General features: G+C 69.5%; 19 protein-coding genes. 9 read left to right on the top strand and 10 right to left on the bottom strand.

The window, feature by feature from the left end:
- Positions 1–343: 343 nt before the first annotated feature.
- On the bottom strand, positions 344–2,116 hold the full coding sequence (murJ, locus tag ACIA8L_RS40850) for a murein biosynthesis integral membrane protein MurJ (protein WP_395913164.1): 1,773 nt from the start codon (positions 2,114–2,116) through the stop codon (positions 344–346).
- A 663-nt stretch (positions 2,117–2,779) separates the two neighbouring features.
- Between murJ and ACIA8L_RS40845 the strand changes: the two genes are divergently transcribed.
- The gene (locus tag ACIA8L_RS40845) at positions 2,780–4,231 is read left to right on the top strand and encodes a CCA tRNA nucleotidyltransferase (RefSeq protein ID WP_395913163.1); all 1,452 of its coding nucleotides are present in this window, start codon (positions 2,780–2,782) and stop codon (positions 4,229–4,231) included.
- On the opposite strand, the gene ACIA8L_RS40840 is transcribed toward ACIA8L_RS40845, so the two are convergent.
- Positions 4,209–5,222: a peptidylprolyl isomerase gene (locus ACIA8L_RS40840; protein WP_395913162.1), complete on the bottom strand. Its 1,014-nt coding sequence runs from the start codon at positions 5,220–5,222 to the stop codon at positions 4,209–4,211. The genes ACIA8L_RS40845 and ACIA8L_RS40840 overlap by 23 nt on opposite strands.
- Before the next feature lie 202 nt (positions 5,223–5,424).
- On the opposite strand from ACIA8L_RS40840, the gene ACIA8L_RS40835 reads away from it, so the two are divergent.
- Positions 5,425–6,300 carry a hypothetical protein gene (locus ACIA8L_RS40835; protein ID WP_395913160.1) on the top strand — a complete coding sequence of 292 codons (876 nt, stop codon included), beginning with the start codon at positions 5,425–5,427 and terminating at the stop codon, positions 6,298–6,300.
- A 4-nt stretch (positions 6,301–6,304) separates the two neighbouring features.
- Here the strand turns inward: ACIA8L_RS40835 and ACIA8L_RS40830 are convergent, their stop codons facing one another.
- The 3 genes from ACIA8L_RS40830 to ACIA8L_RS40820 form a co-directional block, all read right to left on the bottom strand.
- Positions 6,305–7,660, bottom strand: coding sequence for an MFS transporter (locus tag ACIA8L_RS40830; protein ID WP_395913158.1), 1,356 nt, complete (start codon positions 7,658–7,660; stop codon positions 6,305–6,307).
- Positions 7,661–7,755: 95 nt separating this feature from the next.
- Positions 7,756–9,282 (bottom strand): flotillin family protein, encoded by a 1,527-nt coding sequence (locus ACIA8L_RS40825; protein WP_395913156.1) that lies wholly within the window; start codon positions 9,280–9,282, stop codon positions 7,756–7,758.
- A 16-nt stretch (positions 9,283–9,298) separates the two neighbouring features.
- Positions 9,299–9,799: an NfeD family protein gene (locus tag ACIA8L_RS40820; RefSeq protein ID WP_395913155.1), complete on the bottom strand. Its 501-nt coding sequence runs from the start codon at positions 9,797–9,799 to the stop codon at positions 9,299–9,301.
- Between the two features lie 80 nt (positions 9,800–9,879).
- On the opposite strand from ACIA8L_RS40820, the gene ACIA8L_RS40815 reads away from it, so the two are divergent.
- Positions 9,880–10,368, top strand: coding sequence for a methylated-DNA--[protein]-cysteine S-methyltransferase (locus ACIA8L_RS40815; protein ID WP_395913154.1), 489 nt, complete (start codon positions 9,880–9,882; stop codon positions 10,366–10,368).
- A gap of 39 nt (positions 10,369–10,407) precedes the next feature.
- Here the strand turns inward: ACIA8L_RS40815 and ACIA8L_RS40810 are convergent, their stop codons facing one another.
- Both ACIA8L_RS40810 and ACIA8L_RS40805 read right to left on the bottom strand, forming a co-directional pair.
- Positions 10,408–11,487, bottom strand: coding sequence for an inositol-3-phosphate synthase (locus tag ACIA8L_RS40810; RefSeq protein WP_395913360.1), 1,080 nt, complete (start codon positions 11,485–11,487; stop codon positions 10,408–10,410).
- A gap of 23 nt (positions 11,488–11,510) precedes the next feature.
- Positions 11,511–12,110 (bottom strand): PadR family transcriptional regulator, encoded by a 600-nt coding sequence (locus ACIA8L_RS40805; RefSeq protein WP_395913153.1) that lies wholly within the window; start codon positions 12,108–12,110, stop codon positions 11,511–11,513.
- Between the two features lie 184 nt (positions 12,111–12,294).
- On the opposite strand from ACIA8L_RS40805, the gene ACIA8L_RS40800 reads away from it, so the two are divergent.
- From ACIA8L_RS40800 to ACIA8L_RS40785, 4 genes are all read left to right on the top strand, one after another.
- Entirely contained in the window at positions 12,295–12,723 is a 429-nt protein-coding gene (locus ACIA8L_RS40800; protein ID WP_395913152.1) for a DUF5318 domain-containing protein, read from the top strand.
- A gap of 189 nt (positions 12,724–12,912) precedes the next feature.
- The gene (locus ACIA8L_RS40795; protein ID WP_395913151.1) at positions 12,913–15,768 is read left to right on the top strand and encodes a transglycosylase domain-containing protein; all 2,856 of its coding nucleotides are present in this window, start codon (positions 12,913–12,915) and stop codon (positions 15,766–15,768) included.
- Positions 15,769–15,891: 123 nt separating this feature from the next.
- A complete protein-coding gene (locus ACIA8L_RS40790) occupies positions 15,892–17,061 on the top strand; it encodes a glycosyltransferase 87 family protein (RefSeq protein WP_395913149.1) in 1,170 nt (389 codons plus the stop codon).
- 4 nt (positions 17,062–17,065) lie between these two features.
- Positions 17,066–18,568, top strand: a complete 1,503-nt coding sequence (locus ACIA8L_RS40785; RefSeq protein ID WP_395913147.1) for a glycosyltransferase family 87 protein — start codon at positions 17,066–17,068, stop codon at positions 18,566–18,568.
- On the opposite strand, the gene ACIA8L_RS40780 is transcribed toward ACIA8L_RS40785, so the two are convergent.
- Positions 18,555–20,036, bottom strand: a complete 1,482-nt coding sequence (locus tag ACIA8L_RS40780) for an MFS transporter (RefSeq protein ID WP_395913145.1) — start codon at positions 20,034–20,036, stop codon at positions 18,555–18,557. The genes ACIA8L_RS40785 and ACIA8L_RS40780 overlap by 14 nt on opposite strands.
- 62 nt (positions 20,037–20,098) lie before the next feature.
- On the opposite strand from ACIA8L_RS40780, the gene ACIA8L_RS40775 reads away from it, so the two are divergent.
- Positions 20,099–20,701, top strand: a complete 603-nt coding sequence (locus tag ACIA8L_RS40775) for a TetR/AcrR family transcriptional regulator (RefSeq protein ID WP_395913143.1) — start codon at positions 20,099–20,101, stop codon at positions 20,699–20,701.
- 338 nt (positions 20,702–21,039) lie between these two features.
- Here the strand turns inward: ACIA8L_RS40775 and ACIA8L_RS40770 are convergent, their stop codons facing one another.
- Positions 21,040–23,145: a hypothetical protein gene (locus tag ACIA8L_RS40770; protein WP_395913358.1), complete on the bottom strand. Its 2,106-nt coding sequence runs from the start codon at positions 23,143–23,145 to the stop codon at positions 21,040–21,042.
- Positions 23,146–23,657: 512 nt separating this feature from the next.
- Positions 23,658–24,431, bottom strand: coding sequence for a deoxyribonuclease IV (locus ACIA8L_RS40765; RefSeq protein ID WP_395913141.1), 774 nt, complete (start codon positions 24,429–24,431; stop codon positions 23,658–23,660).
- 296 nt (positions 24,432–24,727) lie between these two features.
- On the opposite strand from ACIA8L_RS40765, the gene ACIA8L_RS40760 reads away from it, so the two are divergent.
- Positions 24,728–25,513, top strand: coding sequence for a hypothetical protein (locus ACIA8L_RS40760; protein WP_395913139.1), 786 nt, complete (start codon positions 24,728–24,730; stop codon positions 25,511–25,513).
- The last annotated feature ends 192 nt before the right edge of the window (positions 25,514–25,705 follow it).

Raw genomic sequence — 25,705 nt, 5'->3', positions numbered from 1 at the left:
ACCTTACCTGTCGCCTCTTCGGTCTCCGACACGTCATCATCTCCGGACCACCCCGCGTGAGGCCAATTGATCACCCATGCCCCGGCTGGCCGGTCATTTACCCTTCACCCACTTTTCACTGAATCGTCGTGGCCCCTCGAACCGCAACACGGCTGCGTGACCGCGGGAGCGCGCAGAGGCCCCACAGGTCTCACGAGCACAGCCCCCGTTCGGGTTCAACCGCATCGCCAAGTGAGACGCCCTTCTCCGATCCTTTGGGCCGCTCGACATTGTTCGCCGAGATTTGCCGAGATTGACGCCTACGCCTGCCTGGTGGCGATTCGCCAGAAGCCGGACCGCCCGGTCAGCGACCCAGACGGCGCCGGATCATGCCGGCGAACTGGTTCACCTCGGGGACCTTCAGGAACATGGCGGCGACGGCGTAGACCGCGATCAGGACCGCGCTGCCGAAGATCAGCTGGACGACGCCCTGGATCTTGCCCGGGTCGATGACGAGGCCGATAAGCCACGAGGCGCCCAGGGCCAGCAGCCCGCCGGCGACCGCGGCGGCACCCAGCCGGATCAGCGTGTCCAGCAGGCGGCGCAGCCCCAGCCGGCCCAGTCGCCGGCGGAGCAGGACATAGCCGACGACGAGCGTCACGATGTAGGACAGCGCGGTGCCCACCATCAGCGAGGTCGTCACCACGGCGACCGGCAGGACGAAGTAGAAGCTCACGTCCAGGAGCAGCCGCACCGCGACACCGCCGGTGTTGACCAGGGCCGGGGTCTTCGTGTCGCGCATGGCGTAGAAGACGCTCGTCTGCAGCTGGCTCAGCGCGAACGGGACCAGGCCGAGCCCGGCCGCGGCCACCACCGAGCCCGTGGCCAGCGCCTGGTCGTAGCTGTAGTTGCTCCAGTTGAACAGTGTGACGGCCAACGGCTTGCCCAGGACGATGTAGACCGTAGCGGCCGGGATCAGGACCACCGAGGCCAGCCGGCTGCCCTGGGCCAGCTGCTCCGTCACGTCGGAGATCCGGCCCTCGGCGGCGGCGGCCGAGATGCGCGGCATGATCGCGGTGATGACGGAGACGGCGACGATGCCGTGGGCCATCATGAAGATCAGGAACGCGTTGTTGAACACGGCCGGACCCTGACCGCCGTTGAGCTGGGTCTGCTTGGCCAGGGCCATGACGACCGTGATGCCGACCTGGTTGACCCCGACGTAGAGCAGCATCCAGGCGCCGAGCTTCGCCAGCTCGCGCAGGTGCAGCTTGCGGAAGTCGAAGCGCCACTTCCAGCGGAACCCGGTCTTGCGCATCGCCGGCCACAGGCCGGCCGCCTGCACGATGATGCCCAGCGTGGTGCCGATGCCGAGGATGAGCACCTGGGGCAGCGTGATCGTCTCGGGCGTGGGGATGCCGCCCCGGCGGACCAGCATGAACACACCGGCCGTGGCGATGATCACGACGTTGTTGAGGATCGGCGTCCACATCGGCGCCGCGAAGTGCCCGCGCACGTTGAGGATCGCGGCCGAGATGCCGGCCAGGCCGTAGAAGAAGATCTCCGGCAGCAGCAGGTAGGCCAGCAGCGTGACCAGGTCGCGGTCGGCCGTGGTGACCTTGTCGTTGCCGAGCGTGTAGATCGCGGTGATGAGCGGCGCGGCGACGACCACGATCAGGGTGGCGATGCCGAGCGCGACGACGGCCAGGGTCAGCAGCCGCTGCGCGTGGGCCTCACCGCGGTCCGGGTCGTCCTTGCGGGCCCGCACCAGCGTCGGGATGAGCACACTGGCCAGGACACCGCCGAGCAGGAGTTCGTAGACCTGGTTGGGCAGATTGTTGGCCAGCGTGTAGTCGTCGCCGACCACCGCACCGCCGATGGCCGCCGCGATCGCCGCCGCCCGGATGAACCCCGTGGCCCGGCTGACCAGGCTCAGGATCGCCATGGTGCCGCTGTTGCGCACCACGGTGCCGGTGCTGTCGTCGTCGGCCGCGCTGGGCGGGATGGACTCCTCGACCTGCGGCGCGTCGACGACCACCTGCGGCCGCGGCGTGATCAGGGGCAGCGCGACCGTCGGCGCGTTGGCCGGGTCGACGACGTTCATCCCCTCCGGCCGCCGCCCCACCTGCAGCCGCACGGTCTGCCCCGGATCGACGGGCCCCGGCGGCGGCGTCAACAGCTGCGTCGGCCCGGCCAGCGGATCGTGCGCCGGCTGAGGCGCCGGCTGAGGCGCCGGCACGGGCGGGACGACCTGGGTCGGAGCGGCCGGAGCGTCAGCCCAGGACGGAGGCTTTATGACCTCGGTCGGACCGGCCGGCTGCACGTCAGCCCAAGAAGGAGCCGGCGGCGCGGGCGGAATGACCTGCGTCGGTCCGGCCGGCTGGACGTCGGCCCACGGCGGAGGTTCAGGGGCCGAGGGCGGCACGATCTCGGTGGGCGCGTCAGCGGCCCGGTGCGCGCCCCGCCGGCGGATGTGGGGCCGATCGGCCGGCTGCCGGGACCCCGCCGCCGGCCGCAGGGGCACCTCCGCTGGCGGCAACGGCAGGTCAGCAGATGGCCGCGGTGCCTCGGAAGGTGGCCGCGGTGCCTCCAAAGGCTCCGGCCAGCCCTCGTCCTCCCACGGGTCCGAACCCGGAGCCATTCGCCACATCCCAACTGAGGCCGTGCTTCAATCCGCAGCACCGACCATAGTGGCACCCTCTGACACTTCCGAGGGTCCGCCGTTTATCAGGCGACCGGACGCACACAGGGCGGCTACCCTCGGTGCCTGCTTTCCCCGTCGCGATAGGCTGGCCGACCGATGCCCGAGACCACACGCGCCCTCAACGAGGCCCAGCGCCGCGCCGTGCACGAGCTGCTGCGCGTCTCCCCCGTCGCCGACGAGCTCGGCCACCGCTTCGCCCGCGCCGGCCACGAGCTGCACCTGGTCGGCGGCTCGGTCCGCGATGCGCTGCTCGGCCGCCTCGGTGACGACCTCGACTTCACCACCGACGCCCGGCCCGAGGAGACCCTGCGCCTCATCGACGGCTGGGCCGAGGCGGTGTGGACCACGGGGCAGGAGTTCGGCACGATCGGCCTGGCCCGTCGGGGGCTGCGGATCGAGGTCACGACGTTCCGCGCGGACGCCTACGACCGCGTGAGCCGCAACCCGATCGTCCGGTTCGGCGACAATCTGACCGACGACCTGCGGCGGCGCGACTTCGCGGTGAACGCGATGGCCGTGTCGGTGCCGGGGCACGAGTTCACCGACCCCTACGGCGGCCTGAACGACCTGGCCGAGGGCGTGCTGCGGACCCCGGGCCGGCCCGAGGACTCGTTCGCCGACGACCCGCTGCGCATGCTGCGGGCCGCGCGGTTCGTGAGCAAGCTGGGCTTCGCGGTGGCGCCCGAGGTGCTGGCCGCGATGACCGCCATGGCCCCCGACCTGGGCCGGATCACGGCCGAGCGGATTCGCGACGAGTTCGTGAAGCTGATGTGCGGCCAGGACCCGATCGCGGGCCTGCGGCTGCTGGTCGACACCGGCCTGGCCGAGCAGTTCCTGCCGGAGCTGTCCGGGCTCAAGCTGGAGATCGACGAGCACGCCCAGCACAAGGACGTCTACGAGCACACGCTGATCGTGGTCAGCAACGCCATCGCCCATGAGAAGGAAGGCCCGGACTTCACGCTGCGCATGGCCGCGCTGATGCACGACATCGGCAAGCCGAACACGAAGGCGGTCGGCCCGGACGGCGGGGTGAGCTTCCATCACCACGAGATCGTCGGTGCGCGGCTGACCAAGCAGCGGATGAAGGCGCTGAAGTTCCCGAAGGACGTCATCTCGGACGTGGCCGAGCTCGTGGCGCTGCACCTGCGCTTCTACGGGTACGGCCGGGGCGAGTGGACCGACTCGGCGGTGCGCCGCTACGTCACCGACGCGGGGCCGCTGCTGGGCCGGCTGCACGCGCTGACCCGCTCGGACGTGACCACCCGCAACCGGCGCAAGGCGGCGCAGCTGGCGGCCGACTACGACGCGCTCGAGGAGCGGATCACGCGCATCGCCGCCGAGGAGGACCTCGCCCGGGTCCGGCCCGACCTCGACGGCAACGCGATCATGGAGCTGCTGGGGGTGCCCGCGGGCCCGGTCGTGGGCCGCGCCTGGCGCTACCTCAAGGAGCTGCGCCTGGAGCGCGGCCCGCTCGAGCACGACGAGGCCATCGCCGAGCTCCTCAAATGGGCCGAAGCTGAGGGCGTCACGCCACCCGGATCTCGGTGATCTGCACGGCCTGCTTCGGCGGGCCGTCGGGCTGGCCGGTGGTCGTGCCGGCCGCGGCGATCCGGTCGAGCAGGTCCATCCCGCTGGTCACGGTGCCGAAGACGGTGTAGTCCGGCGGGATGTCGCTGTCCTTGTAGACCACGAAGAACTGCGAGCCGTTGGTCCCCGGGCCGGCGTTGGCCATGGCCAGCGTGCCCCGGGGATACGGCGGCAGCGTCGTGGGCAGGTTCTCCTCGCCGAACTGATAGCCGGGCGTGCCGGTGCCGGTGCCACTGGGGTCGCCGCACTGCAGGACGTACAGACCATCCGTGGTGAGCCGGTGGCACGGGGTGTCGCTGTAGAAGTCGTCGCGCGAGAGGTGCACGAAGGAGTTCACGGTGCAGGGCGCGCGGTCGGCGTACAACTGGACCCCGATCGGCCCGAGGTTCGTCTGGATCGTCGCCGTGACCCGTCCGCTGAGCGTGGACTTGGGGGCGGGCGTCGCGATCAGGCGCGTGTCGCCCTCGCCGCGGTCGGCCGACGAATACGCGCAGGGCACGCCGGCCGGTGGCGGCTGGCTACGGGCCCCGGTCGGTCCGGCGGCGGGCGCTCCGCTCTCCCCGGCTCCGGTGGTGATCGGCGCGCCGACCTGGGGCGCCGGGCCGCGACCGGCGACGGCCGGACTGCCGGACACGGCGCCGCCGATCGACTCCTCCGAGCGTCGGCCGGGGTTCAGCGCGAGGAACGCCACGACCGCCACGAGGGCGAGGACCAGGACCGCGCCGCCGACCAGCGGCACGAGCCGGGAGTTGCGGACGGGCGGCTCGGCCGGCGGGAGGGCCTGCTGCGGCGGCGCTGGGAACTGCGGATCTTCCTTGGCGGACCGCGGTGCGGAGTCCCGCAGCGATTCGGGGCGGACCGCTCCGGGTACCCCCGGGACGGGCGCGGACGGCGGCAGCGGTTCGGCCAGCTCCGGCGGCCGCGAGTCGCCGGGCTCCGGTGGTGTTGACATTACGTAATCGTACGACTACTCATCGCGACACTTGGGGAGGGTGTTGCTCGAGATCCTGAGGTTGTCGGAACCCCGACCACGGGAGCGTCGTGCATGTGGCGATTCGGCCGCTTCTGCACGTAGACCCGGTCGGCTACCGTCGCTAGCACGCAACCCCCTGAACCTGGAGGCAAACATGCAGCCGTGTCCAACCTGCGGCGGCATGGGCATTGATGCGAACGGCTACTGCACGCAGTGCCGCACCTATCGAGGCGTCCCGCAGGCGCCCCAGCAGCCGACGAGCGGCACGCCGTACAGCGGCGCACCGTACGGCGGACAGCAGCCCTATGCCGGATACCCCACCAGCTCCGGACCGCAATACTCGGCACCACCTTCATACAACGACCCGATCTCGGCCCCGCCCACCGCCTACGGCGCGACCTACGGTGCGGGCTCGTCCTCCCCCTCGGGCGGCGGGACCAAGAGCAAGTACCTCATGCCGATCCTGGCGCTCTCCGGCGTCCTCGTCGTCCTGGTCGTCGCGATCGTAGTGGTCGCGGCCCTGAAGAGCGGCGGCGACAAGAAGGACGACCCGCAGGCCAACAACACCGGCGGGCCGGCCGCCACAGGAACCGCGTCGGCCAAGCCGAAGTCCTCGATCGACGAGTGCCTGGTCGGCACGTGGACCACACAGACTTACACCGAGCAGGTTCCGATGGACAACGTCGGCAACGTGCCGATCAGCCTGACCAAGAACGGCTCGGTGCTGAAGTTCACGCCGGACGGCAAGCTGACCGAGACGTACAAGGACAGCACCTTCACCGGCAATCCGACCGTTCAAGGCCAATCCGTGCCGCTCACCCTGACGGTCAACGCGACAGTGACGTCGAACGTATCGACGACCAGTGGCAGCATCGCGTACACCAATGTTCAGGCCACGGGCACCATCAACACCAAGGCGCCGTCGGTCAATCTCGATGAGACCGAGCCGTTCCAGACGGACGACAACCCGGCGAAGTACACCTGCACCGGCAACAACCTGACGATGTCCACGTCCCAGGTCAACCTGACCGCGACGAAGACCTCGACCAGCTACTGAGCAACTAGGGCAGGGCCCGCCCGGGGCCGGCGATGTCGTCGCCGACCCGGCGGGCCCACCGGCCGCCCAGGGCCGCATAGCCGCCCGCGGCCAGGACGTATCCGGCCGCCACCACGCACAGCACGGCCGCCGAGCGCCCGGTGTCGGGCAGGGTCAACGCGCCGAGATACATCCCCGCCACCAGCGCGATGTTGAACGTGGTGTCGTTAATGCTGAAGACCCGGCCGCGGTACTCGTCCGCGCACTCGTGCTGCAGCGACGTATCGGTGACGATTTTGATCCCCTGCGCGGCGAGGTTCGTGACGAACACGGCCCCGAGCAGCAGCACCGGGTCGAACGGCAGCCCGAAGCCCAGGATCGCCACCCCGGTGCCGGCCAGCACGATCGCCACCCAGCGCCAGCCGCCGATCCGGCGCGTGACCGGCGGCGTCACGAACGAGGCGATCAGCATGCCGATCCCGCCGGCGATGAACGCGTTGGCGATGGTGCCGAACGATCCGGTGACGTCGCCGCCGTGGTTGAACCCGGTACGGAAGAGCAGTAGGCAGGCGAGCAGCACGACGCCGTACAGCAGCCGGAACGTCGCCTGCGCCAGCACCAGCCAGGCCGCACCGCGCTTGGCCGCCAGGTGCCGCACCCCGGCCACGGTGCCGCGGCTGGTCTCGCCGAGCGCGGCCAGGATCGAGCCGCCCCGGCGGTCGCGCGCGTCCGGGCCGAGCTCGTCGGGGGTGAAGGACATCCGGCCGATGAGGGCTGAGATCAGATAGAAGATCGCGGCGAGGCCGACGACGAGCGCGTACCCGTGGAATGTCGTGGCCAGCACCGTCTTGATCAGCGCAGCGCCCACCCCGATGCCCAGCGAGTAGCTCAGCGAGCCCAGCGTGCCGCCGAGCGAGTTGGCGGTGACGAGCGTGTGGTCCGCGACCACGTGCGGGGTGGCCGCGGACAGCCCGGCCAGGAAGAACCGGTTCAGGCCGATCGCGACGAGCGCGAGCAGAAAGGGTATGGGCGACTTCTCGCCACCCCAGACGTAGACCGCGATCGGCACGACGAGCGCCGCGCGGACGACGTTGGCAACAATGATGATCGAGTGGCGTTGCCAGCGGTCCAGGAACACGCCCACATAGGGGCCGATCAGCGAATAGGGCAGCAGCAGGATCGCGAACCCGGCCGCGATCGCCATGCCGCCGGCCCGCTGCTCCGGGTTGAACAGCACGCTGCCGGCCAGCGCACCCTGGAACAGCCCGTCGCCCACCTGGGCCACCACCCGGACGGCGACCAGCCGCCGGAAGCTCCGCTGGCGCAGCACCGCCCGGACGAAATGAGCCTGCGTGCGGGACGGGGCGGTGGCGGCGGACACGGCCAAAGCCTACGGCGAACGGCCGCGCCGCGAACCCGCACGAACAGAGAAGGGCCCTCACCGAACGGTGAGGGCCCGAATCCAAACGGTTACGGCTACGGCTTCGGCGCCTCGACCGCGGGGCGGCCGTTGACCGGCTCGACCACGTCGTCGCCGGCCAGCCCGCCGAGCTTGCTCAGCAGCTTCTGCAGGTCGATGCCCGTGAGGTCGGTGCCGAGCTGGAGGCCCTGGGCGACATTGCTCGCGACCGACCTGGTGAGCGAGGTGGCGCCGTCGGTCGAGATCACCGTCATCTTGTCGATGTTGGCCATCGGGTCGCTGGCCGCCTTGACCACATCCGGCATCACCCGGACCAGCAGATCGAGGATGGCGGCCTCGCCGTAGGTGGCGAACGCGTCGGCCTTGAGCTTCATCGCCTCGGCCTCGGCCTGGCCGCGGGCCAGGATCGCCGACGCCTCGGCCGCACCTTCACGCTCCAACGCCTCGGCGATGGCGACGCGGCGCCGCTGCTCCGCCTCACCTTCCTTGGCGCCTTCGATGGCGTTGGCCTCGGCCAGCGCGGCCCGGCGGGACCGCTCACCCTCACCGGTGAGGCGGGCCTGCTCGGCGGCGCCCTGTGCGGCCGCGATGACCGCCTGCCGCTGCGCGTCGGCCTTGAGCACCGCGGCGTTCTTGGCCGCCTCGGCCTCCTGCTCCACCCGGTAGCGCTCGGCGTCGGCCGGCTTGCGCACCTCGGTGTCGAGCTGGCGCTGTTTGAGCTCGGCGTTGCGCTCGGCCACCTTCTGCTGCTCGGCCAGGATCTGCTGGTCGCGCTCGGCCTGGGCGAGCGGGCCGGCGGCGGCCGACTTCGCCTTGGCCGCGTCGATCTCGGCCTGGATGCCGGCCTGCTTGAGCGACAGGTTCCGGTTGGCCTCGGCGATGGCCTCCTCGGCCTTGAGCCGCTCCGACTCGGCGGCCTGGCGGGCGTGCGCCTCGGCGATGGCGGCGTCGCGCAGCACCCGGGCCGCCTCGGGCCGGCCGAGGTCGGCCAGGTAGGAGCCCTCGGCGAAGATGTCCTGCAGCTGGAACGTGTCCAGGACCAGGCCCTGGTTGGTGAGCGAGTGCTCGGCCTCCTCGGCGACCGCGCTGGCGAACGCGGTGCGGTCCCGGATGATCTCCTCAATGGTCAGCCGGCCCACGATCGAGCGCAGCGCGCCGGCCAGGACCTCGCTGGTGAACAGGTCGATGCCCTGCTGCTGGTTGAGGAAGCGCTGTGCGGCGGCCCGGATGGCGTCCTCGGTGCCGCCGACCTTGACGATGGCGACGCCCTGCAGGTTGGCCCGGATGCCCTGCTTGCTGACCGCGCCGGTGATCTCGACGTGGATGCGGCGGCTGGACAGGTCGAGCACCTGCAGCTTCTGCACGATCGGGACCACGAAGACCGAGGCCCCCATGACGACCTTCTGGCCGGACAGGTCCGTCGAGCGCGAGCCGTCCAGGCCCTGGACCGACTTCCCCTTGCGGCCGGTGATGATGAAGGCCTCGTTGGACCCCGCCACCTTGATCCGCGACACGATGAAGATCACCAGGAGCAAGACCAACAAGACGCCGCCGCCAATGGCGACGAGCAGGACTGTGTCCATGCGCTTCCTTCTTTACTTAGATGGGGGTTTCTTCGACGATCACGCTGGTGGGGCTCGTCGCCTCCACCACGAAGACGCGGGTGCCGAGCGCGAGGGGCTTGTCGGCGCGGGCGCTGACCTTGAGCGGCTGCCCGCCGAGGGAGATCCGCACCTCGCCGTAGCCACTGCCGGTGATGGGGGTCACGACCACGCCGGTCGTGCCGATCATGTCGCCCTGGGTCGGGGTGGCGTCGGTGCGCATGTTCATGGCGAACCGGGCCAGGCGGGTGGCCAGCCAGGCGGTCGGCACGGCCGCGACGGCTCCGGCCACGACCGGCACGAGCAGGCCGTCGGACCCGGTGGCCGCGGCGAAGGCGGCCCCGGCGAAGCCGAAGGCGCCGATGAACCCGGCGACGGCGGGCACCGAGAACGGCCCGGCGGCATCGGGATGGCCGAAGTGGAAGAGGTCGCCGATGAGCACGGACAGGGCGAGGATGACCACGCCGACCCCACCGATTACCAGGAACGTCGTCTCCACCGGCCCCTCCCCTCAGGACAACTGGAGGGTAACTCCACCGCGCCAATGAACACGTAGGGCGAAGAGGCAGAATCGAGCACGTGCGGTGGTTAGAGGTGCAGGCGCCGATCGATGCGCTCGGCGTGGCGGCCGACGGGTCCGGGATCTGCGGTGTCCGCTTCGGCGGTCTGCCGGAGAAGGCGACGGCCGTGGAGCCCGACGAACTGCTGGCGCGCGCGGCCGACGAACTGGTCCGCTACTTCGCCGGCGAGGACGTCACCTTCACGGTGCCGTTGTCGGTGCCCGGCGGCTCGGAGTTCGAGCGGGCGGTCTGGCGGCAGATCTACGCGATCCCCTACGCCGAGATGCGCACGTATGGGCAGATCGCGGCCGCGGTGGGCGATCCGGACGCGGCCCGGGCCGTCGGCACCGCCTGCAACCGCAATCCGATCCCGATCATCATCCCCTGCCACCGCGTCGTGGGCGCCGACGGCAAGATGGTCGGCTTCGGCGGCGGCGTGTGGCGCAAGAAGATCCTGCTGGAGCTGGAGGCGCGGGTCCGCATCGAGCGCGAGTTCGGCCTGCAATAAAAAAGGCCGGCCCTGACCGGGCCGGCCTTTTCAGAGGGTTCAGCGCTCGACTTCGCCCTTGATGAACTGCTCGACCGACTCGTGCGCGTCGTGGTCGTTGTACTGCACCGGCGGCGACTTCATGAAGTAGCTCGACGCCGACAGGATCGGGCCGCCGATGCCGCGGTCCTTGGCGATCTTCGCGGCCCGCAGCGCGTCGATGATGACGCCCGCCGAGTTCGGCGAGTCCCACACCTCGAGCTTGAGCTCCGCGTTGAGCGGCGTGTCGCCGAAGGAGCGGCCCTCCAGGCGGATGTACGCCCACTTGCGGTCGTCGAGCCACGGCACGTGGTCCGACGGCCCGATGTGCACGTCCGACTTGGACATCTCGTGCGGGATCTGCGAGGTCACCGACTGGGTCTTCGAGATCTTCTTCGAGACCAGGCGGGTGCGCTCCAGCATGTTCATGAAGTCCATGTTGCCGCCGAAGTTGAGCTGGTAGGTGCGCAGCAGCTCGACCCCGCGGTCCTCGAAGAGCTTGGCCAGCGCGCGGTGCACGATGGTGGCACCGACCTGGCTCTTGATGTCGTCGCCGACGATCGGCAGCCCGGCGTCGGTGAACTTCTGGGCCCACTCCGGGTTGGAGGCGATGAACACCGGCAGGGCGTTGACGAAGGCGCAGCCCGCGTCGATCGCGGCCTGTGCGTAGAACTTCGCCGCCTGCTCCGAGCCCACCGGCAGGTAGCACACCACGACGTCGGCCTGCGCGTCGCGCAGCGCCTTGACGACGTCGACCGGCTGCTCGTCGGACTCGTCGATCATCTCGCGGTAGTACTGGCCGAGGCCGTCGTGCGTCGGGCCGCGCTGGACGGTGACGCCGGTCGGCGGCACGTCGCAGAACTGGATGGTGTTGTTCTCGCTCGCGCCGATGGCGGCGGCCAGGTCCTGGCCGACCTTCTTCGCGTCGACGTCGAACGCCGCCACGAACTCGACGTCGCCGACGTGGTAGTCGCCGAACTTCACGTGCATAAGACCCGGCACTCGGTCAGTCGGATCGGCGTTGCGGTAGTACTCCACACCCTGGATCAGGGACGAAGCACAGTTGCCGACACCGACGATGGCAACGCGGACGGAGCCCATCGCGGATGCCTCCTTCTCGTTGTTCACGACCGCTCCGGATCTTCTGCCGAAGGCGGTTCAGGGGTTTTGCCATTGCGCTCGTTCGCAATGAGCTCTTCGAGCCAGCGGACCTCGCGCTCGCATGCGTCCAGGCCGTGTCTCTGCAGTTCGAGCGTGTACGCGTCGAGTCGCTCGGCGGCTCGGCCGAGCACGTCGCGCATGCCCTCGCGGCGCTCCTCCACGCGCCGGCGGCGGCCCTCGAGGATCCGCAGCCGGGTGGCGGGGTCGGTGCGCGCGAAGAACGCGAAGTGCACCCCGAAACCGGCCTCACTGTCGTAGGTCTCGGGTCCGGCGGCACTGAGCAGCTCCTGGAAGCGCTCTTTGCCCTCCGCGGTGATCGTGTAGACCACGCGGCCCCGCTTGCCGGCGAGCAGGGGTACTTCTTCCGTCGTGGCCGGCATTCCGGACGGCGGCGCACCCTCGGTGATCCAGCCGTCCGACTGCAGCCGGCGCAGCGTCGGATACAGCGATCCGTAACTGATCGCGAATCGGAACGCCCCCAACTTGGTCGTGAGCTGCTTCCGCAACTCGTAACCGTGCATCGGGGACTCGTGCAGAAGGCCCAGGATCGCCAGTTCGAGCACTCCCGGCCTCCTTCCCGTAACCCGCCCGATGTATCGGGCCGATACATCGAACGGTAGGTCGCGATCCGAACGGACGCAACAAATCCGGCCAAGTGGGCTAGGACACAGAGCTGCTCGTCTATCGGACGGCTACCGATCGTGACGGAGGTCGCCGTGACGCGCGTGACCGCGTACCCTCGGGCGCATGCGTACCCAGCGTCAGGTTGTCGACTTCTCTCTGAGAAGACGCGCCCTGCTGCGTGAGGTGCAATCCGGACGCGTCGGCACCTATGAGGTGTGCGACGCGTCGCCATACCTGAAGAGTGCTGCGAAATTTCACGGTGAGCAGACAGATGAGCTCTGCCCTGTCTGCCGCCGCGAGAACCTCACCCATGTGCACTACATCTATGGGGATGAGCTGCGCCAGTCCTCCGGACAGGCCCGCCGGGCAGCCGAGCTGCCGATCCTCGCGATGACGCTGAGTGAGTTTCACGTCTACGTCGTGGAGGTCTGCCGCGCGTGCGGCTGGAACCACCTCGTCGAGCAGTACCTTCTGGGGCGCGACGGGATCACGGCCGGACCCGAGGACGGCGGCAAACGCGTCTCCCGGGTGCAAGGAGGGGCGGCCGAATGAACCTGAAGCGCGTGACAGAGCGTTGTCACGAGTGGGGGGACTGTTCGCCGCACCGCCGGGGCTTCCTGGCGCGGGCGGCCGCGGACGGCAACGGCGCCGCACCGCACCGGCTTAGCCGTGAGTGGCGCGGCTCACAGACATGATGGCGACGGAGCATGCGACAACGATGCAACCGGCAAGGTGGGACGAATGAGCTACGGTGACCCGAGCAACCCCCAATCGGGCCGCGCGCAGGTTCCTGGATTCCAGCCGGAACCCCCAGCCCCCAGCCCCTCGGCCCCGCCGGCCGGACGGGCCCAGGTCGGGCGTGCGAGCGTAGGCGGTGCCTCCGGCTCCGCCAGCGTCGGCCCGGCCCGGCCCAGCGGCTCGGCGAGCGTCGGCTCGGCGCGTCCGTCCGGCTCCGCCAGCGTCGGTTCGGCCCGCCCGGCGGGCTCGGCGAGCGTGGGCGCGGCCCGCGTCTCACCGCCCGAGGCGCCCACCGGCCGTGCCAGCGTGACCGGCTCCGCCTCGGTCGGCTCGGCTTCGGTGGGCTCCGCTTCAGTCGGCTCCGCGAGCGTCGGCACCTCCGGCCGCGCCACCGTCGGCCGGGCCGTGGTCGGCTCGGCTTCGGTCGGCGCCCCCATCGGTGACGTCCTCGACGGCCCGGGCGGCCCCGGTGGACCCGGTGGCCCGGGCGGCGGCAAGGGCGGCTCCGGCGGTAAGGACGGCCGAAGCGTCACCGCCAAGGCCAAGAAGCGCCGGCGGCGCAACATCATCATCGTCTCGATCGCCGCGTTCATCATGATCGCGGGCATCGGCATGGTCAGTGGCACCTACTACTTCGACCAGGTCGCGCTGCCCGACGACATCACGCTCAACCAGCAGACGACGATCTTCTACTCCGACGGCCAGACCCCGATGAGCCGCATCGGCGAGAACCGCACCGTCCTGCCGCTGGACCAGATCCCGAAGGACGTGCAGCACGCGGTCGTGGCGGCCGAGGACAACAGCTTCTATACGAACGATGGCGTCGACTACAAAGGTGTCGTCCGGGCCGCCTGGAACAACGTCAGCGGTGGCGACCGGCAGGGCGCCTCGACGATCAGCCAGCAGTACGCCCGGCGCTGGGCCGACCTCGAGGGCGTCACCTACGCCCGCAAGGTCCGCGAGGCGGTCATCGCCCTGAAGCTGAACCAGCAGTACAGCAAAGACGAGATCATGGCGATGTACCTCAACGTCGTCTACTTCGGCCGCGGCGCCTACGGCATCGAGGCGGCCTCCCAGGCCTACTTCGGCAAGCCCGCCCGGGACCTGAAGACCAACGAGGGAATGATCCTCGCCGCGCTCATCAAGAACCCGTCGGGCACCGGCAAGGGCAGCCCGTTCGACCCGACCATCGACAAGGTCCAGTCGCAGGATCGGTTCAACTACATCAAGGGCCAGATGATCACGTTGAACTTCGTGCCGCAGGCCGAAGCCGACACGCGGATGGCCTTCCCCACCACCGTGATCACCCCGCAGCAGGCCCGCGACCGGCAGAACGCCTCGCAAAACCTCGACAAGCCCGAGGGCCTGATCGTTCACCACGTCCTTGGCGAGGTGGCCGCGCTGAAGGACCCGCGTACCGGTGCGCTCCTCTATGAGGACACCGACAACGACGGCAAGAAGAACTTCGACAAGATCAGCAACGGTGGTCTGAAGATCGTGACCACGATCGACAAGGACATCCAGCCGATCGCGGTGCGCGAAGCCAGCCGCAACAAAGAGTCGAACATGAACGGCCAGCCGGACAACCTGCAGGCCGCGCTGGTCGCGGTCGAGCCGGGGACCGGGGCGGTGAAGGCCTACTACGGCGGCGACAAGGGCAGCGGCAACGACTACGCCGGCTACTACAACGACCCGGTCCTCGGCGACGGCAAGGACAGCTGCTGCGGCGGCCACCCGCCGGGCTCGACGTTCAAGGTCTACACGCTCACGACCGGGCTCCTGGCCGGATACCGCATCGACTCGATGTGGAACGGCGACTCGCCGGGCGACTTCCCGAAGAGCGGCCGGTCGATCAGTGGCGGCAACCCGGTCAAGAACGCCGGTGACGGCTCGCCCTCGCACCCGAAGTGTGAGTCCGGGTTCAGCACGTGGTGCACCCTCTCCGAGGTCACCGTCCAGTCGCTCAACGTGCCGTTCTTCGCGCTGGCCGAGAAGGTCGGCCCGGACAAGGTGATCGACACCGCCCGCGCGGCCGGCATCACCGACATGTGGGCCACCGAAAAAGGCAAGACGACGGCGACCAAGATCGACTTGACCACCAAGACCGGCAAGGATGTCGTCCCGAGCCTGTTCCAGACCGAGGTCGCCTTCGGGCAGTATCCGATCACGGTCCTCGAGCACGCCGGCGGCATCGCCACCATCGCGGCCCGCGGCTACGCGGCGAAGACGCACTTCCTCAAGGAGGTGTGGGACGGTGGCAAGAAGACCTACAGCGAGGTCATCAACCCCAAGCGCATCCCCAACTTCACCGACGGCATGGCCGACGACATCAGCACGGTCCTGCAGGGTGTGCCGAAGCACTACAACCTGAAGATGAAGGACGGGCGCCAGATCGCCGGCAAGACGGGCACCTGGCAGTACAGCCAGAACGCCAGCGGCAACGCGCACGCCTGGATGGTCGGCTACGCCGCCTACGACCCAGTCAAGAAGACACCGGACCTGGCGGTCGCGGTCTGGGTCGGCAACAAGGGCGATGAGCAGCCGATCAAGGACAAGAACAAGAAGGACATCATCGGTGGCTCGCTGCCCGGCCCGATCTGGCGCGACTTCCTCGACGGCGCGCTGACCCAGATCAAGGCGCCCAAGGTCAACTTCCGGCCGCCGGCCAACACCGGCCGCCTCGATGTGGGCTCCGGCATCTCGCCGACACCGGCCCTCCCGTCGGTCGACCCGCTCAACCCGGGCGGCCCGCCGACGCAGAACCCCGGCAACGGCAACGGCAACGGTGGCAGCCAGGGCCCGGGCGGGAACGGTGGCGGCGGCGGAGTGCCGACCACCACCGAGACCCGAAGGCGCTGATCGTCACCAGGGTCGAATGATGACGGCCACGGTCCCGGCGATATGGTCGCCGAGTCCGTGGCCGTTTCAGTTGGGGGGCACACGTTGGAGTCGGGCCGGCGCAGGACCGTAGTCCGGTGGGTAGTGCTGGGCCTCTTCGTGGCGGTGGTCGTCTATGGGCATATCTGGTACCGCAACCGCCACGACTGGTTCGACCTCGGCATCTACCGCCAGGCCGTGAACTGGTGGCTCGACGGCCACGACCTCTACGACTACACGAAGCCCGACGACACCCAGGGGCAGCTCGGCTTCACCTACCCGCCGTTCGGCGCGCTCATCCTGGTGCCGTTCGCGGTGCTGCCATGGCTGGGTGCGGTGATCCTCTACAGCGTCATCACGATCGCCGCCGTCGCGATCACCACCTACTGGCTGCTCGCCCCCGTGGCCCGGCGTAAGGGCTGGGAGCTGCCGTTCGCGCTCGTCCTCGCGCTCACCGTGATCAGCACCCTCGAGCCGGTCCGTGAGAATTACACGTTCGGCCAGATCAACATGGTGCTCGTCGTGCTGGTCCTGGCCGACCTCCTCGTGCTACTGCCGAGGGGCAGCCGCTGGGCCGGCGTGCTCATCGGTCTGGCCGCCGCGATCAAGCTGACGCCGGCCATCTTCATCGTCTACCTGCTGCTCAGCCGCCGATACCGGGCCGGCCTCACGGCGATCGTGAGCGCCGCGGCGGCCAGCCTGCTGGCGTTCGCCATCGGCCCCCGGGCATCGATCGACTTCTGGACGGACGCGTTGTGGAAAGGCGAAGGTCTCGGCAACGCGGCGTACACCTTCAACCAGTCCTTCTATGGCATGCTCGCCCGGCTCACCGCGCCGGACGATCCCAACCGGCTGATCTGGGCCGTGCTCGTGCTCGCGGCGCTGGGCTTGGGCCTGTGGCGGGCTCGCAAGGCCGCGCTCGCGGGTGACGAGGTCGTCGGCCTGACCATCACCGGGATCGTCGGCTGCCTGGTCAGCCCGATCACCTGGGTGCACCACATCTACTGGTTCGTGCCGGCCATGATCGTGCTGGTCGCGGTCCGGCGGCGGGCCTGGCTGGCCGTGGTCATCGCGGTGACGGTCGGGCTGGGCCTGGTCTCCTGGTTCGAGCAGGGGCTGCCGCTGGACCCGTGGAGCCACGGCGTCCAGGGATTCATCATCAAGAATTGGTACCTGCTGCTGATGGTCGCCCTGCTGTTCGCCCTGCCGATCCGCACGGATTCCCGCGTCGAGCCGGGCCTTGCATCGACTTCTGAGCCCGCGACGGTACGGTGACCCAATGCCGACGACCCAGGGCCAGCCCGGTGCGCGACCCGAGCATCTAGTCGACGAGCCCGCCAACTCCGACCGCTTCATCAATGGCCTGTCCGAGTCGATCGGCGGTCCCCTCGGCACGCATGCCGTCCGGTCCCGTGTCCGGCTGCCCGGCGGCGGTCGGTTCTGGACGCCGGCCCGGGTGGTGCTGCTGCTCATCTGCGCCATGCTGAGCTTCCACTGGATGCAGAAGGCCCCCTGCCGCGACGCGGCGTGGGTGGACATGAAGCAGTACAAGTACTTCTGCTACACCGACGTCCTCGCGCTGTACTACGCCGAGGGCCTCAACGAGGGCCAGGTCCCCTACGCCGACCACCAGGTCGAATACCCGGTGCTCACCGGCGCCTTCATGGGTGTCCTGGGCCTGCCGGTGCACAACCTGCACGAGCGCGGCATCGTGCAGAACGACGGCCAGACGTTCTACGACGTCAACGCCGTCGTCCTGGGCGCGTTCGGCATCCTGGCCGTCGGGGCCACCCTCGCCGTGCGGCGCCGACGACCGTGGGACGCGGCCCTCTTCGCCCTGGCGCCCGCGCTCTTCGTCTCCGCCACCGTCAACTGGGACCTGTTCACGGTCGGCCTGACCGCCGTGGCGATGGCCTACTGGGCGAAACGAAAACCGGTGCTCGCGGGCGTCTTCCTCGGCCTGGCGACCGCGGCCAAGCTCTATCCCGTGCTCATCCTCGGTGCCCTGCTGGTCCTGAGCATACGAACCGGCAAGTGGAGAGACTTCTTCATAACCCTGGGCTCCGGAGTGGCCACCTGGTGCGTGGTCAATCTGCCGGTGGCGTTCTTCTTCTACGACTCCTGGGTCAAGTTCTGGCAGTTCAACCAGCTGCGCGGGATCGACTGGGGCACGCTGTGGTACATCGGCGCCCACTTCCCGCGCGGCAACGGGCAATACGGCTTCCCGTTCTTCCAAAATCTGGATCTGGACCCCGAACACGCGACGCTCAACGTCCTCTACCTGGGCCTGTTCCTGATCTGCTGCGCCGGCGTGCTCATCCTCGGGCTCACCGCCCCCAAGGAGCCACGCCTGGCCCAGCTGGCGTTCCTGATCGTGGCCGCCTTCCTGATCACCGGCAAGGTGTGGTCGCAGCAGTACGTCCTGTGGCTCGTCCCGCTCGCGGTCCTGGCCCGGCCGAAGTGGGGCGCGTTCCTGGCCTGGCAGGTGGCCGAGGTGCTCTACTTCGTCTCCTTCTACGGCGAGCTCATGGGGGCCTCCGGGCGCCAGGTGTTCCCCGAGGGCGTGTTCGTGCTGGCCTCGATGCTGCGGCTGGTCACCCTGGCGATCCTGGTCGGCTACGTCATCCGCGACATCCGGCGGCCCGAGGAGGACGTCGTCCGGCAGACCTACGAGGGCGACGATCCGGACGGCGGCGTCTACAACGAGGACCCGCTCGACGCCGCCGCACTGGCCGAACCGCCGCCTCCGTCCGGCCCGCCGGTGCTGGTCAAGACCGGCTAGTCGCCTCATTCTCCGGTTTCACGTGAATCCATGATTGGCTTGGCTCGATGTCTTTCGAGCCAAGCCTTTCTGCATTGGTACTGCCTGTGCCCGGCGCGGCCACCCGGAGCCGGACAACGACCAGGAGCGCCAGCAGGACGATCGCGCCGGCGACGAGGAAGACGATCTCCAGGCCGGTCGCGAAGCCGCCCGGGGTGCGGCCGTGCGCGTCGTAGACCCGGCTCAGCACCGACCCCAGCGCCGCCGCACCGACCGCCGTGCCCAGTGCCTGAAAGAACCGGATGCCGGTGGTCGCGACGCCGAGCTGGTGCGCGGGTGCGGTGTCCTGCACCACCATGATCAGGCGGCCGATGAGCTGGCCGAAGCCGACGCCGAGCAGGACCAGCGCGCTGCGGATCGCCCAGAGCGACGAGTCCTGGTGGACGAAGAGCGCGATCGCGCCGATGGCCACGGCCGCGCAGCCGGTGCCCACGAGCAGGGCCGCCCTGGTGCCGAGCGGCAACCGGCTGCCGGCCATCCCGGAGACGGTCAGGCCGAGGGCCATGAACGCCAGGTACAGGCCGGAGCTGGACGAGCTGACACCGCGCGCGACCTGGAGGTACAGCATCAAATGGACCATTGTCCCGATCATCGCCGCGCCGATGAGCAGCTGGATCGCGTAGCTGCCGCGGATGGTGCGGTCGCGCAGCAGGGTCAGCGGGAGCACGGGATGCGCCGCGACCGATTCGCGCCAGACGAACAGGGCCAGACTCACGAGCGTGGCCGCGATGAGCGCGATGATGGCCGGCGACGTCCACGGGAACCGCTGACCGCCCCATTCGCACACGAGCAGCAGGCCGGCCGCGAATGACCCCGCGAGGGCCGCGCCGGGCAGGTCGAGGCTGGTGGGCCGGGTGGTCTGCGGGATCTTGATCGCGAACAGCCCGCCGGCGATCACGATCAGGCCGAGCGGGATGTTGATGTAGAAGATGCCGCGCCAGTTGCCGTTGTCGGCGAACAGGCCGCCGATGAACGGGCCGATCGCCATCCCGACCCCGGCGACGAGCCCGCCCAGGCCGGCGTTCTTGCCGCGGTCCTCCCCCGGCTCGGCCAGGTTGGCCAGGACGACCATGGTCACGCTCATCAGGCCGCCGGCGCCGATGCCCTGGACCGCCCGGAACGCGATGAGCTGGCCCATGCTCTGCGCCGCCCCGCACAGGACCGAGCCGAGCAGGAAGACGCCGACGGCGGAGAGCCAGACCGTTTTGGCGCCGAACGAGTCGGTGAGGCGGCCGTACAGCGGCAGGACCACGGTGGACGCCAGGGCGAACGCCGCGACGAGCCAGGCGACATGCTCGACTCCGTGGAGCGGATCGAGGTCGCGGACGATCGGCACGACGGCCGCGGAAACGATGTTCTGGTCGAGGATGGCCAGCACGATCGTGAACAGGCACAGCAGTGACCCGAGCTTGCGCTGGAGCTTCGTCATGCTTATTAGACTAAGCACAAATTTAGACTTGGTACAAGTTTGATCCTGGTATAGTTCTGGGCATGTCGGCGGAAACGTTGCGGGAGCGGAAGAAGGCGCAGACGCGCTCAGCCCTGTGGAACGTCGCGATCGAGCTGTTCGTCGAGCACGGCTTCGACAACGTGTCGGTCGCGCAGATCGCGGCCGCCGCCGAGGTCTCGAAGATGACCTTCTTCAACTACTACCCGAGCAAGGAAGACCTGGTCGTCGGCCCGATGTCCGAGCACGTCGGCGAGCCGGCCGAGGTCGTGCGGACCCGCGCACCGGGCGAGTCCCCGGTCGACGCGCTGCACCGGCACTTCTTGACCGCCCTGGCCAACCGCGACCCCAACGCCGGCCTGTGCGACAAGCCCAACGTCCTGGCCGTCCTGCGCCTGGTCTTCACCACGCCGAGCCTGACCCAGCGCGCGCTGACCCTCTTCAACGGCCAGACCGACCAGCTGGCCGCCGAACTAGGCCCCGACTTCCGCCACCGCGCCGCCGCCGCCATGATCATCGGCGCCCGCCACGCCCTGGTCACCGAAAACACCAACCGCCTGCTGGCCGGCGAGACGGCCGACGAGGTCTACCCGGACGCCGTAGCCAACGCCAACGAGGCCTTCGCCCTGCTCCGCACCGGCCTCTGAACCCGCCCGCGCCAAACGTTGCCGGTCTCGCCGCCGACCAGACGCGGGTCGAAGCGGGCCGTCGCCCCGGCCGACCTTCGCCGCAGTGTCGATCTGGCCCAGGAGCCCTCGGATACGACGGCGCCGAGCCATTAGCCGCACCCAAGTCGACACGAAGGGTTCCCCGGGCCGGCCGCAGCCCGAGCGGGCCGGTCAGCTACTCGAGGCGGCGCAACCTTGACGGCGGCTGTCGCGCGGTTTGAACGACAAAGAGGTCCCCGGCCTGGTGGGCAGGCCGGGGACCTCTCTGCGGTGGAGCTGATGTTTGTTGCGGCGTCAGCTGACGTTCGGTGGGGCGGTCAGCCGTCGATCTTGTACAGGATGACGTTGCCCTGCTCCGTTCGGCTGATGCCGAGGCCGTCGATGGGTGCGTCGATGGCCTTCGCGTATTCGCCGCCCTGGGCCCGGTCGCGTAGCACCACGACCGTGTGGATGTTCAGTTCGCGGAGCTGCGCCACGGTGGCCGCGTCCGGGAACTGTTGCATGTTCAGGCGCATGATCTGCTGGTCGTCCGGGGTGAAGCCGCTGCCGCCGTTGACCATCTTCGGGAAGCCGTCGGTGCTCCAGAGCATGACGTTCATGTCCAGGAGCTCGTGGGTCGGCAGGACCATCAACGGCGCCTGCAGCGTGCTCATCGCGACCGGGGACACCGGGACCTCGGGGTTCGGGCCGGGCTTGTGTATGCCTTCGGCCAGGACGAGTACCAGCGGAATGAGCGTGATGAGGCGCCACACTCCGGCGCGGTCGCCCACGTCGGACTGGGTCTGGTCGGCGAAGAGCTCGACCGCGCGGTCCGCGAACGCGCTCACGGCCCCGGCCGCCAGCAGGGCCAGGAACAGCGTCACCCAGACCATGAGCCGGCCCGAGGTGCGGATGCCCTCGAAGCCCGGCAGCACGCGGTAGAGCGCCATGTAGCCCCAGTCGCCGTGGCCGGGGCCGTTGCTGCCCATCGCGAGCATCGCCGTGATGACCACGCCGACGCCGAGCCAGATCCGGTGCTTCAGCTTCCAGACCGACACGAACAGGCCGGCGAAGGCGAGCCCGTAAAGGAAGAAGCCCGGCAGCAGCGCCATCTCCGGCGCCCAGCCCAGCGTCGAGCGGGCGTTGGCGTAGGCGTCGCCCCACAGCCACGACTCCGGCGGCGAGATGAAGAAGCCCTTCAGCGGGGGCGAGAACAGGCTGATGATGCTTTCCTCGCGCTTGCCCTCCGGGTGCAGCTTCAGGACCTGCAGATACGGGTAGGCCATCATCCCGCTCACCGCGGTGAAGAGCAGCCCGCCGCCGAGGTTGGCGAAGAACAGCTTCCAGCCGAACGGCCGTCGCACCGCCCAGCGGAAGATCTGCTTGTAGAACCACACGATCGCCGTGATCAGCACGATGAACAGCAGCGCGTAGATGAACGGCATGCCGATGCCGAACCCGAGGCTGACCTGCCAGGCCGCGACCGCCCAGCCGCCGACCACCCAGCCCCAGCGGCGCTTCTCCGGCTCGTATCCCTTCGTGAACGAAAACCCGTGGCCGCGCGCCAGCATCGCCAGCGACAGCGCGATCCCGCCGATCGACAGCACGTGTAGGTGCCCGGCCTGCCCGAGCCGCCACGGCGCATACGCGAACGCCGCGCCCGCCACCGCCGCGCCCGTGCGCCCGGCCCCGAGCTGCCGCACCAGCGCATAGGCGCCGAAGAAGGCAAAAGCAAAGATGAAGACGAAGACGATGTTGTACCGCACGATCGCCGCCTCGGGACCGCTGCCGATCATGCCGGCCGGTGCGTATCCGAGCAGCGTGTCCGAGAACGCGTAGCTGTATTGGTCCGGGTAGAACGCGTTGGCGTGCCAGAGTTGCAGCGGATCGGTCGTCAGAATGTGCCCGGCCCACGACATCTGCCAGGCCTGCAGCGTCGGGTCCCAGATGTCCTGCGGGATCGTCGTCGCCGGGTGGAGGACCGCGGGCCAGGTCATGAGGATCGCCAGCAGCACGGAGCCGATCGCGGCCAGGGTCCACTCGTGCGCGAAGAACCGCGCCACGGCCGAGCCGCTCGTCCGGGTGACCCGCCCGACCCGGCCGGGGACGAGCTCAGGCTCGGGCGCGAACGCACCGAACGGGTCCGCCGGCTCGCTGCTCCCGGCCTCCTTCCCGTCCTCCGCGTCCTCGCCGTCCGCCTCGCCTTTCGCGTCCTTCCGGTCCGGGTCGCTCTCGTCAGCGGTCTTTGTGCCGCCCGTTTTCGTATCGCCGGTCTTCGTGTCACCGGCTTCGCTGGTCTCGGTCGCTGCCCCGTCCGCTTTCGCGGGCGCCACGCCGGCCGGGCCCACCTCGGTGGTCTTCACGTCGTCGCTCTTCTTGCCGCGCCTGGACCTGGGCGACTTCTTGGCCGGCGGACTCGCAGCGGTTGCCGCGGCCGGGACGATCGTCTCGGTGGCTGCCCCGCCGCCGTCGACCTCGGCGCTTGATGGCTCGCCGCCGGCATTCGCGACCGCGTCCGTCTTCGTGACCTTGGCGACTTCGGCGCCGTCGACCTTCGTCGTGTCGGCGTTGCTGGATGTGGGAGCGGCGCCGTCGACTTTCGCGGTGTCGGCGGTGCTCGTCGCGAGCTCGTCGCGGTCGGCCTTCGTCGTGTCGGCGGTGCTGGATGTGGGAGCGGCGCCGTCGACTTTCGCGGTGTCGGCGGTGCTCGTCGCGGCTTCTACGGTGTCCGTCGTGGGCTCTGTGGTGGCGGGTGCGGCACTGGCAGTACCACTGGAATCGGCGGTATCTGAAGCAGGTGCCTCCGGAGCCGCCGTGGCCGAAACTTTCTCGTCCGCGTCCGCCGCGGCGCCGTTGCCCTTCGCGTGGCCGTTGGGCGCGATGGGGTCCTGACCCGGGGGCGAGGACGGGGCGGAGCCGGGAGGCACAGGTAGTACCGAATCCGACGAAACGTTGCTCACGCCAGCCGCTCCCGCAGGTAGGTGATGTCGGCGCCCTGGCCCTCGGCGCCGCCCGGAGTCTCGACGAGCGCCGGTGCGCCGGCCGCGCGGATCACCGCGACGATCAGCTCCGGATCGATCTCGCCGGATGTCATGTTGTCGTGCCGGTCTCGCCCGGAGTCGAAGCCGTCGCGCGAGTTGTTGGCGTGGATGAGGTCGATGCGGCCGGTGATGGCCTTGACCCGGTCCACGATGTCGAGCAGGTCCTCACCGCCGGCGTGGGCGTGGCAGGTGTCGAGGCAGAAACCGACCTCGTAGTCACCGATGGCGTCCCACAGCCGGGCCAGGTTGTCGAAGCGGCGGGCGCAGGCGTTGTCGCCGCCGGCCGTGTTTTCGATCAGGACCGGTGTGGCGAAGCCGCCCTGCTCCGCGGCGTAGGCGAACGTCTTGCGCCAGTTGTCGAAACCGGCGTCCAGCCCGTCGGCCTTCTCGACGTGGCCGCCGTGGACGATGAGGCCCTTGGCGCCCACCTTGGCCGCCCCGGCCGCGTGGCTGAACAGCAGTTTTCGGCTCGGAATGCGGATCCGGTTGTTCGACGAGGCGACGTTGATCCGATACGGCGCGTGGATATAGATGTCGATCTCGGCCGCGCGTATCGCCTCGGCGTCCTCGCGATCCTTGGGATCGGTCCAGGCTTGCGGGTCGGTCAGGAAGAACTGGATGAGGTCCGCACCGCGGGCGGCGGCCTCGGCCAGCGGCTCAGCGGGGTCGACGTGAGCACCGATTCGCATGCCGCAGAGCCTACGACGTGGGTGTGACACTTCGCGCGACCCGCCTCGGGGACGGCGACCGATGCGTCCGGAATGCCGGTCTTCCGTCACCGTCTCGCCGATCGCGTCGTTACGTCCGTAGCCGCTCGTGATCGCGCAGTGCTCAACCGGCTCGATGGAACGGCCACCCCGACAGATTCCCCCAACCCTGGATGGCTACTGGTATGGCTACCTTGTCTGGACACCGAACGGCAGTCCGTCTGGCGGCTACCGCCGCGGCGCTCGCCGCCGCGGCCCTGACCGTGGGCGCCGGCCCGGTGAGCGCCGCACCTGAGTCCCCGTCGGTCGAGTTCTCCGGCGGCAGCGTGCTCAGTCTTCTGGTCTGCAAGTCGGAGCCGAGCACCGGCAACGTGTCGGTGCCGTCGGACTCGCGGGTCAACTTCGTCAACCGCCTCGGGCAGAACGCGTCGCTGAAGGTGGACGGGAAGTCCGTCGCGACGGTACAGCCGAATCAGCAGGTGCCTGTCCTCTTCAAGAAGGGGCCGGTGGAGGTCGCGATGACCTTCGACTGCGGAGTCGGTGTGGTGCAGCAGTTCAAGCCCGTCTCGGTCGGTGTGACCACGCCGCCGCCGGCCGCTGCCGCCCCCGCCGGGCCGGCCGCGCAGCCGCAGGCCAAGGCCGCGCCGGGCACGACGAAGACGACCGGGCCGGCGAACGGGCCCGCAGGCGCGGCGGCCGGTGCCGCGAACGGCGTGATCACCAACCGCTCGGGCGGCTCCCGCTCGACCAAGACGCCGACGGCACAGGCCGGCACGGACGGTTCGGCTCCGGCGGCCGACGCGGGTGAGCTGGGTACCGAACCCATCGACCCGGCGCTCGTCGACCCGAGCGCGGCGGCGGCGCCCGCCATGGGCGTGGACCCCAGTGCGGCATCCGCCGACGACCGGGTCACCGTCGAGGAGCCCGTGGCCGCCAGTGGCCCGGCGAGCAACGGCCCGGCCGGCCTGCTGGCGCTGGTCGCGACGGTGTGCGTGGTGGGCGTCGGAATCGCCGCAATTCGGGCTATTATCGCGCAACGGGCATCACGGGCGAGCTTCGCTTAAGGTACAATTTATAAAGCTCCGCGGGGCGCAGTCATCCAAAGCACCGGTGTGGTCGTTCCTCCCCAGGTCCCACCCAACGAAGCGGATGACGCGCCCCGCGGTCTCTTGTGTCCAAGGGATTTTCGGTCCGGACACACCAGCATGTACTCTGGTTCGGTCCATCGGTCTGCATTTCGATGGACGACGCTGGAC

This window comes from Dactylosporangium sp. NPDC051541 (assembly GCF_044454505.1).
GTDB lineage: Bacteria > Actinomycetota > Actinomycetes > Mycobacteriales > Micromonosporaceae > Dactylosporangium.
Note: the sequence above shows the minus strand (reverse complement) of the source record. Positions and strands in the feature narration are given on the sequence as shown.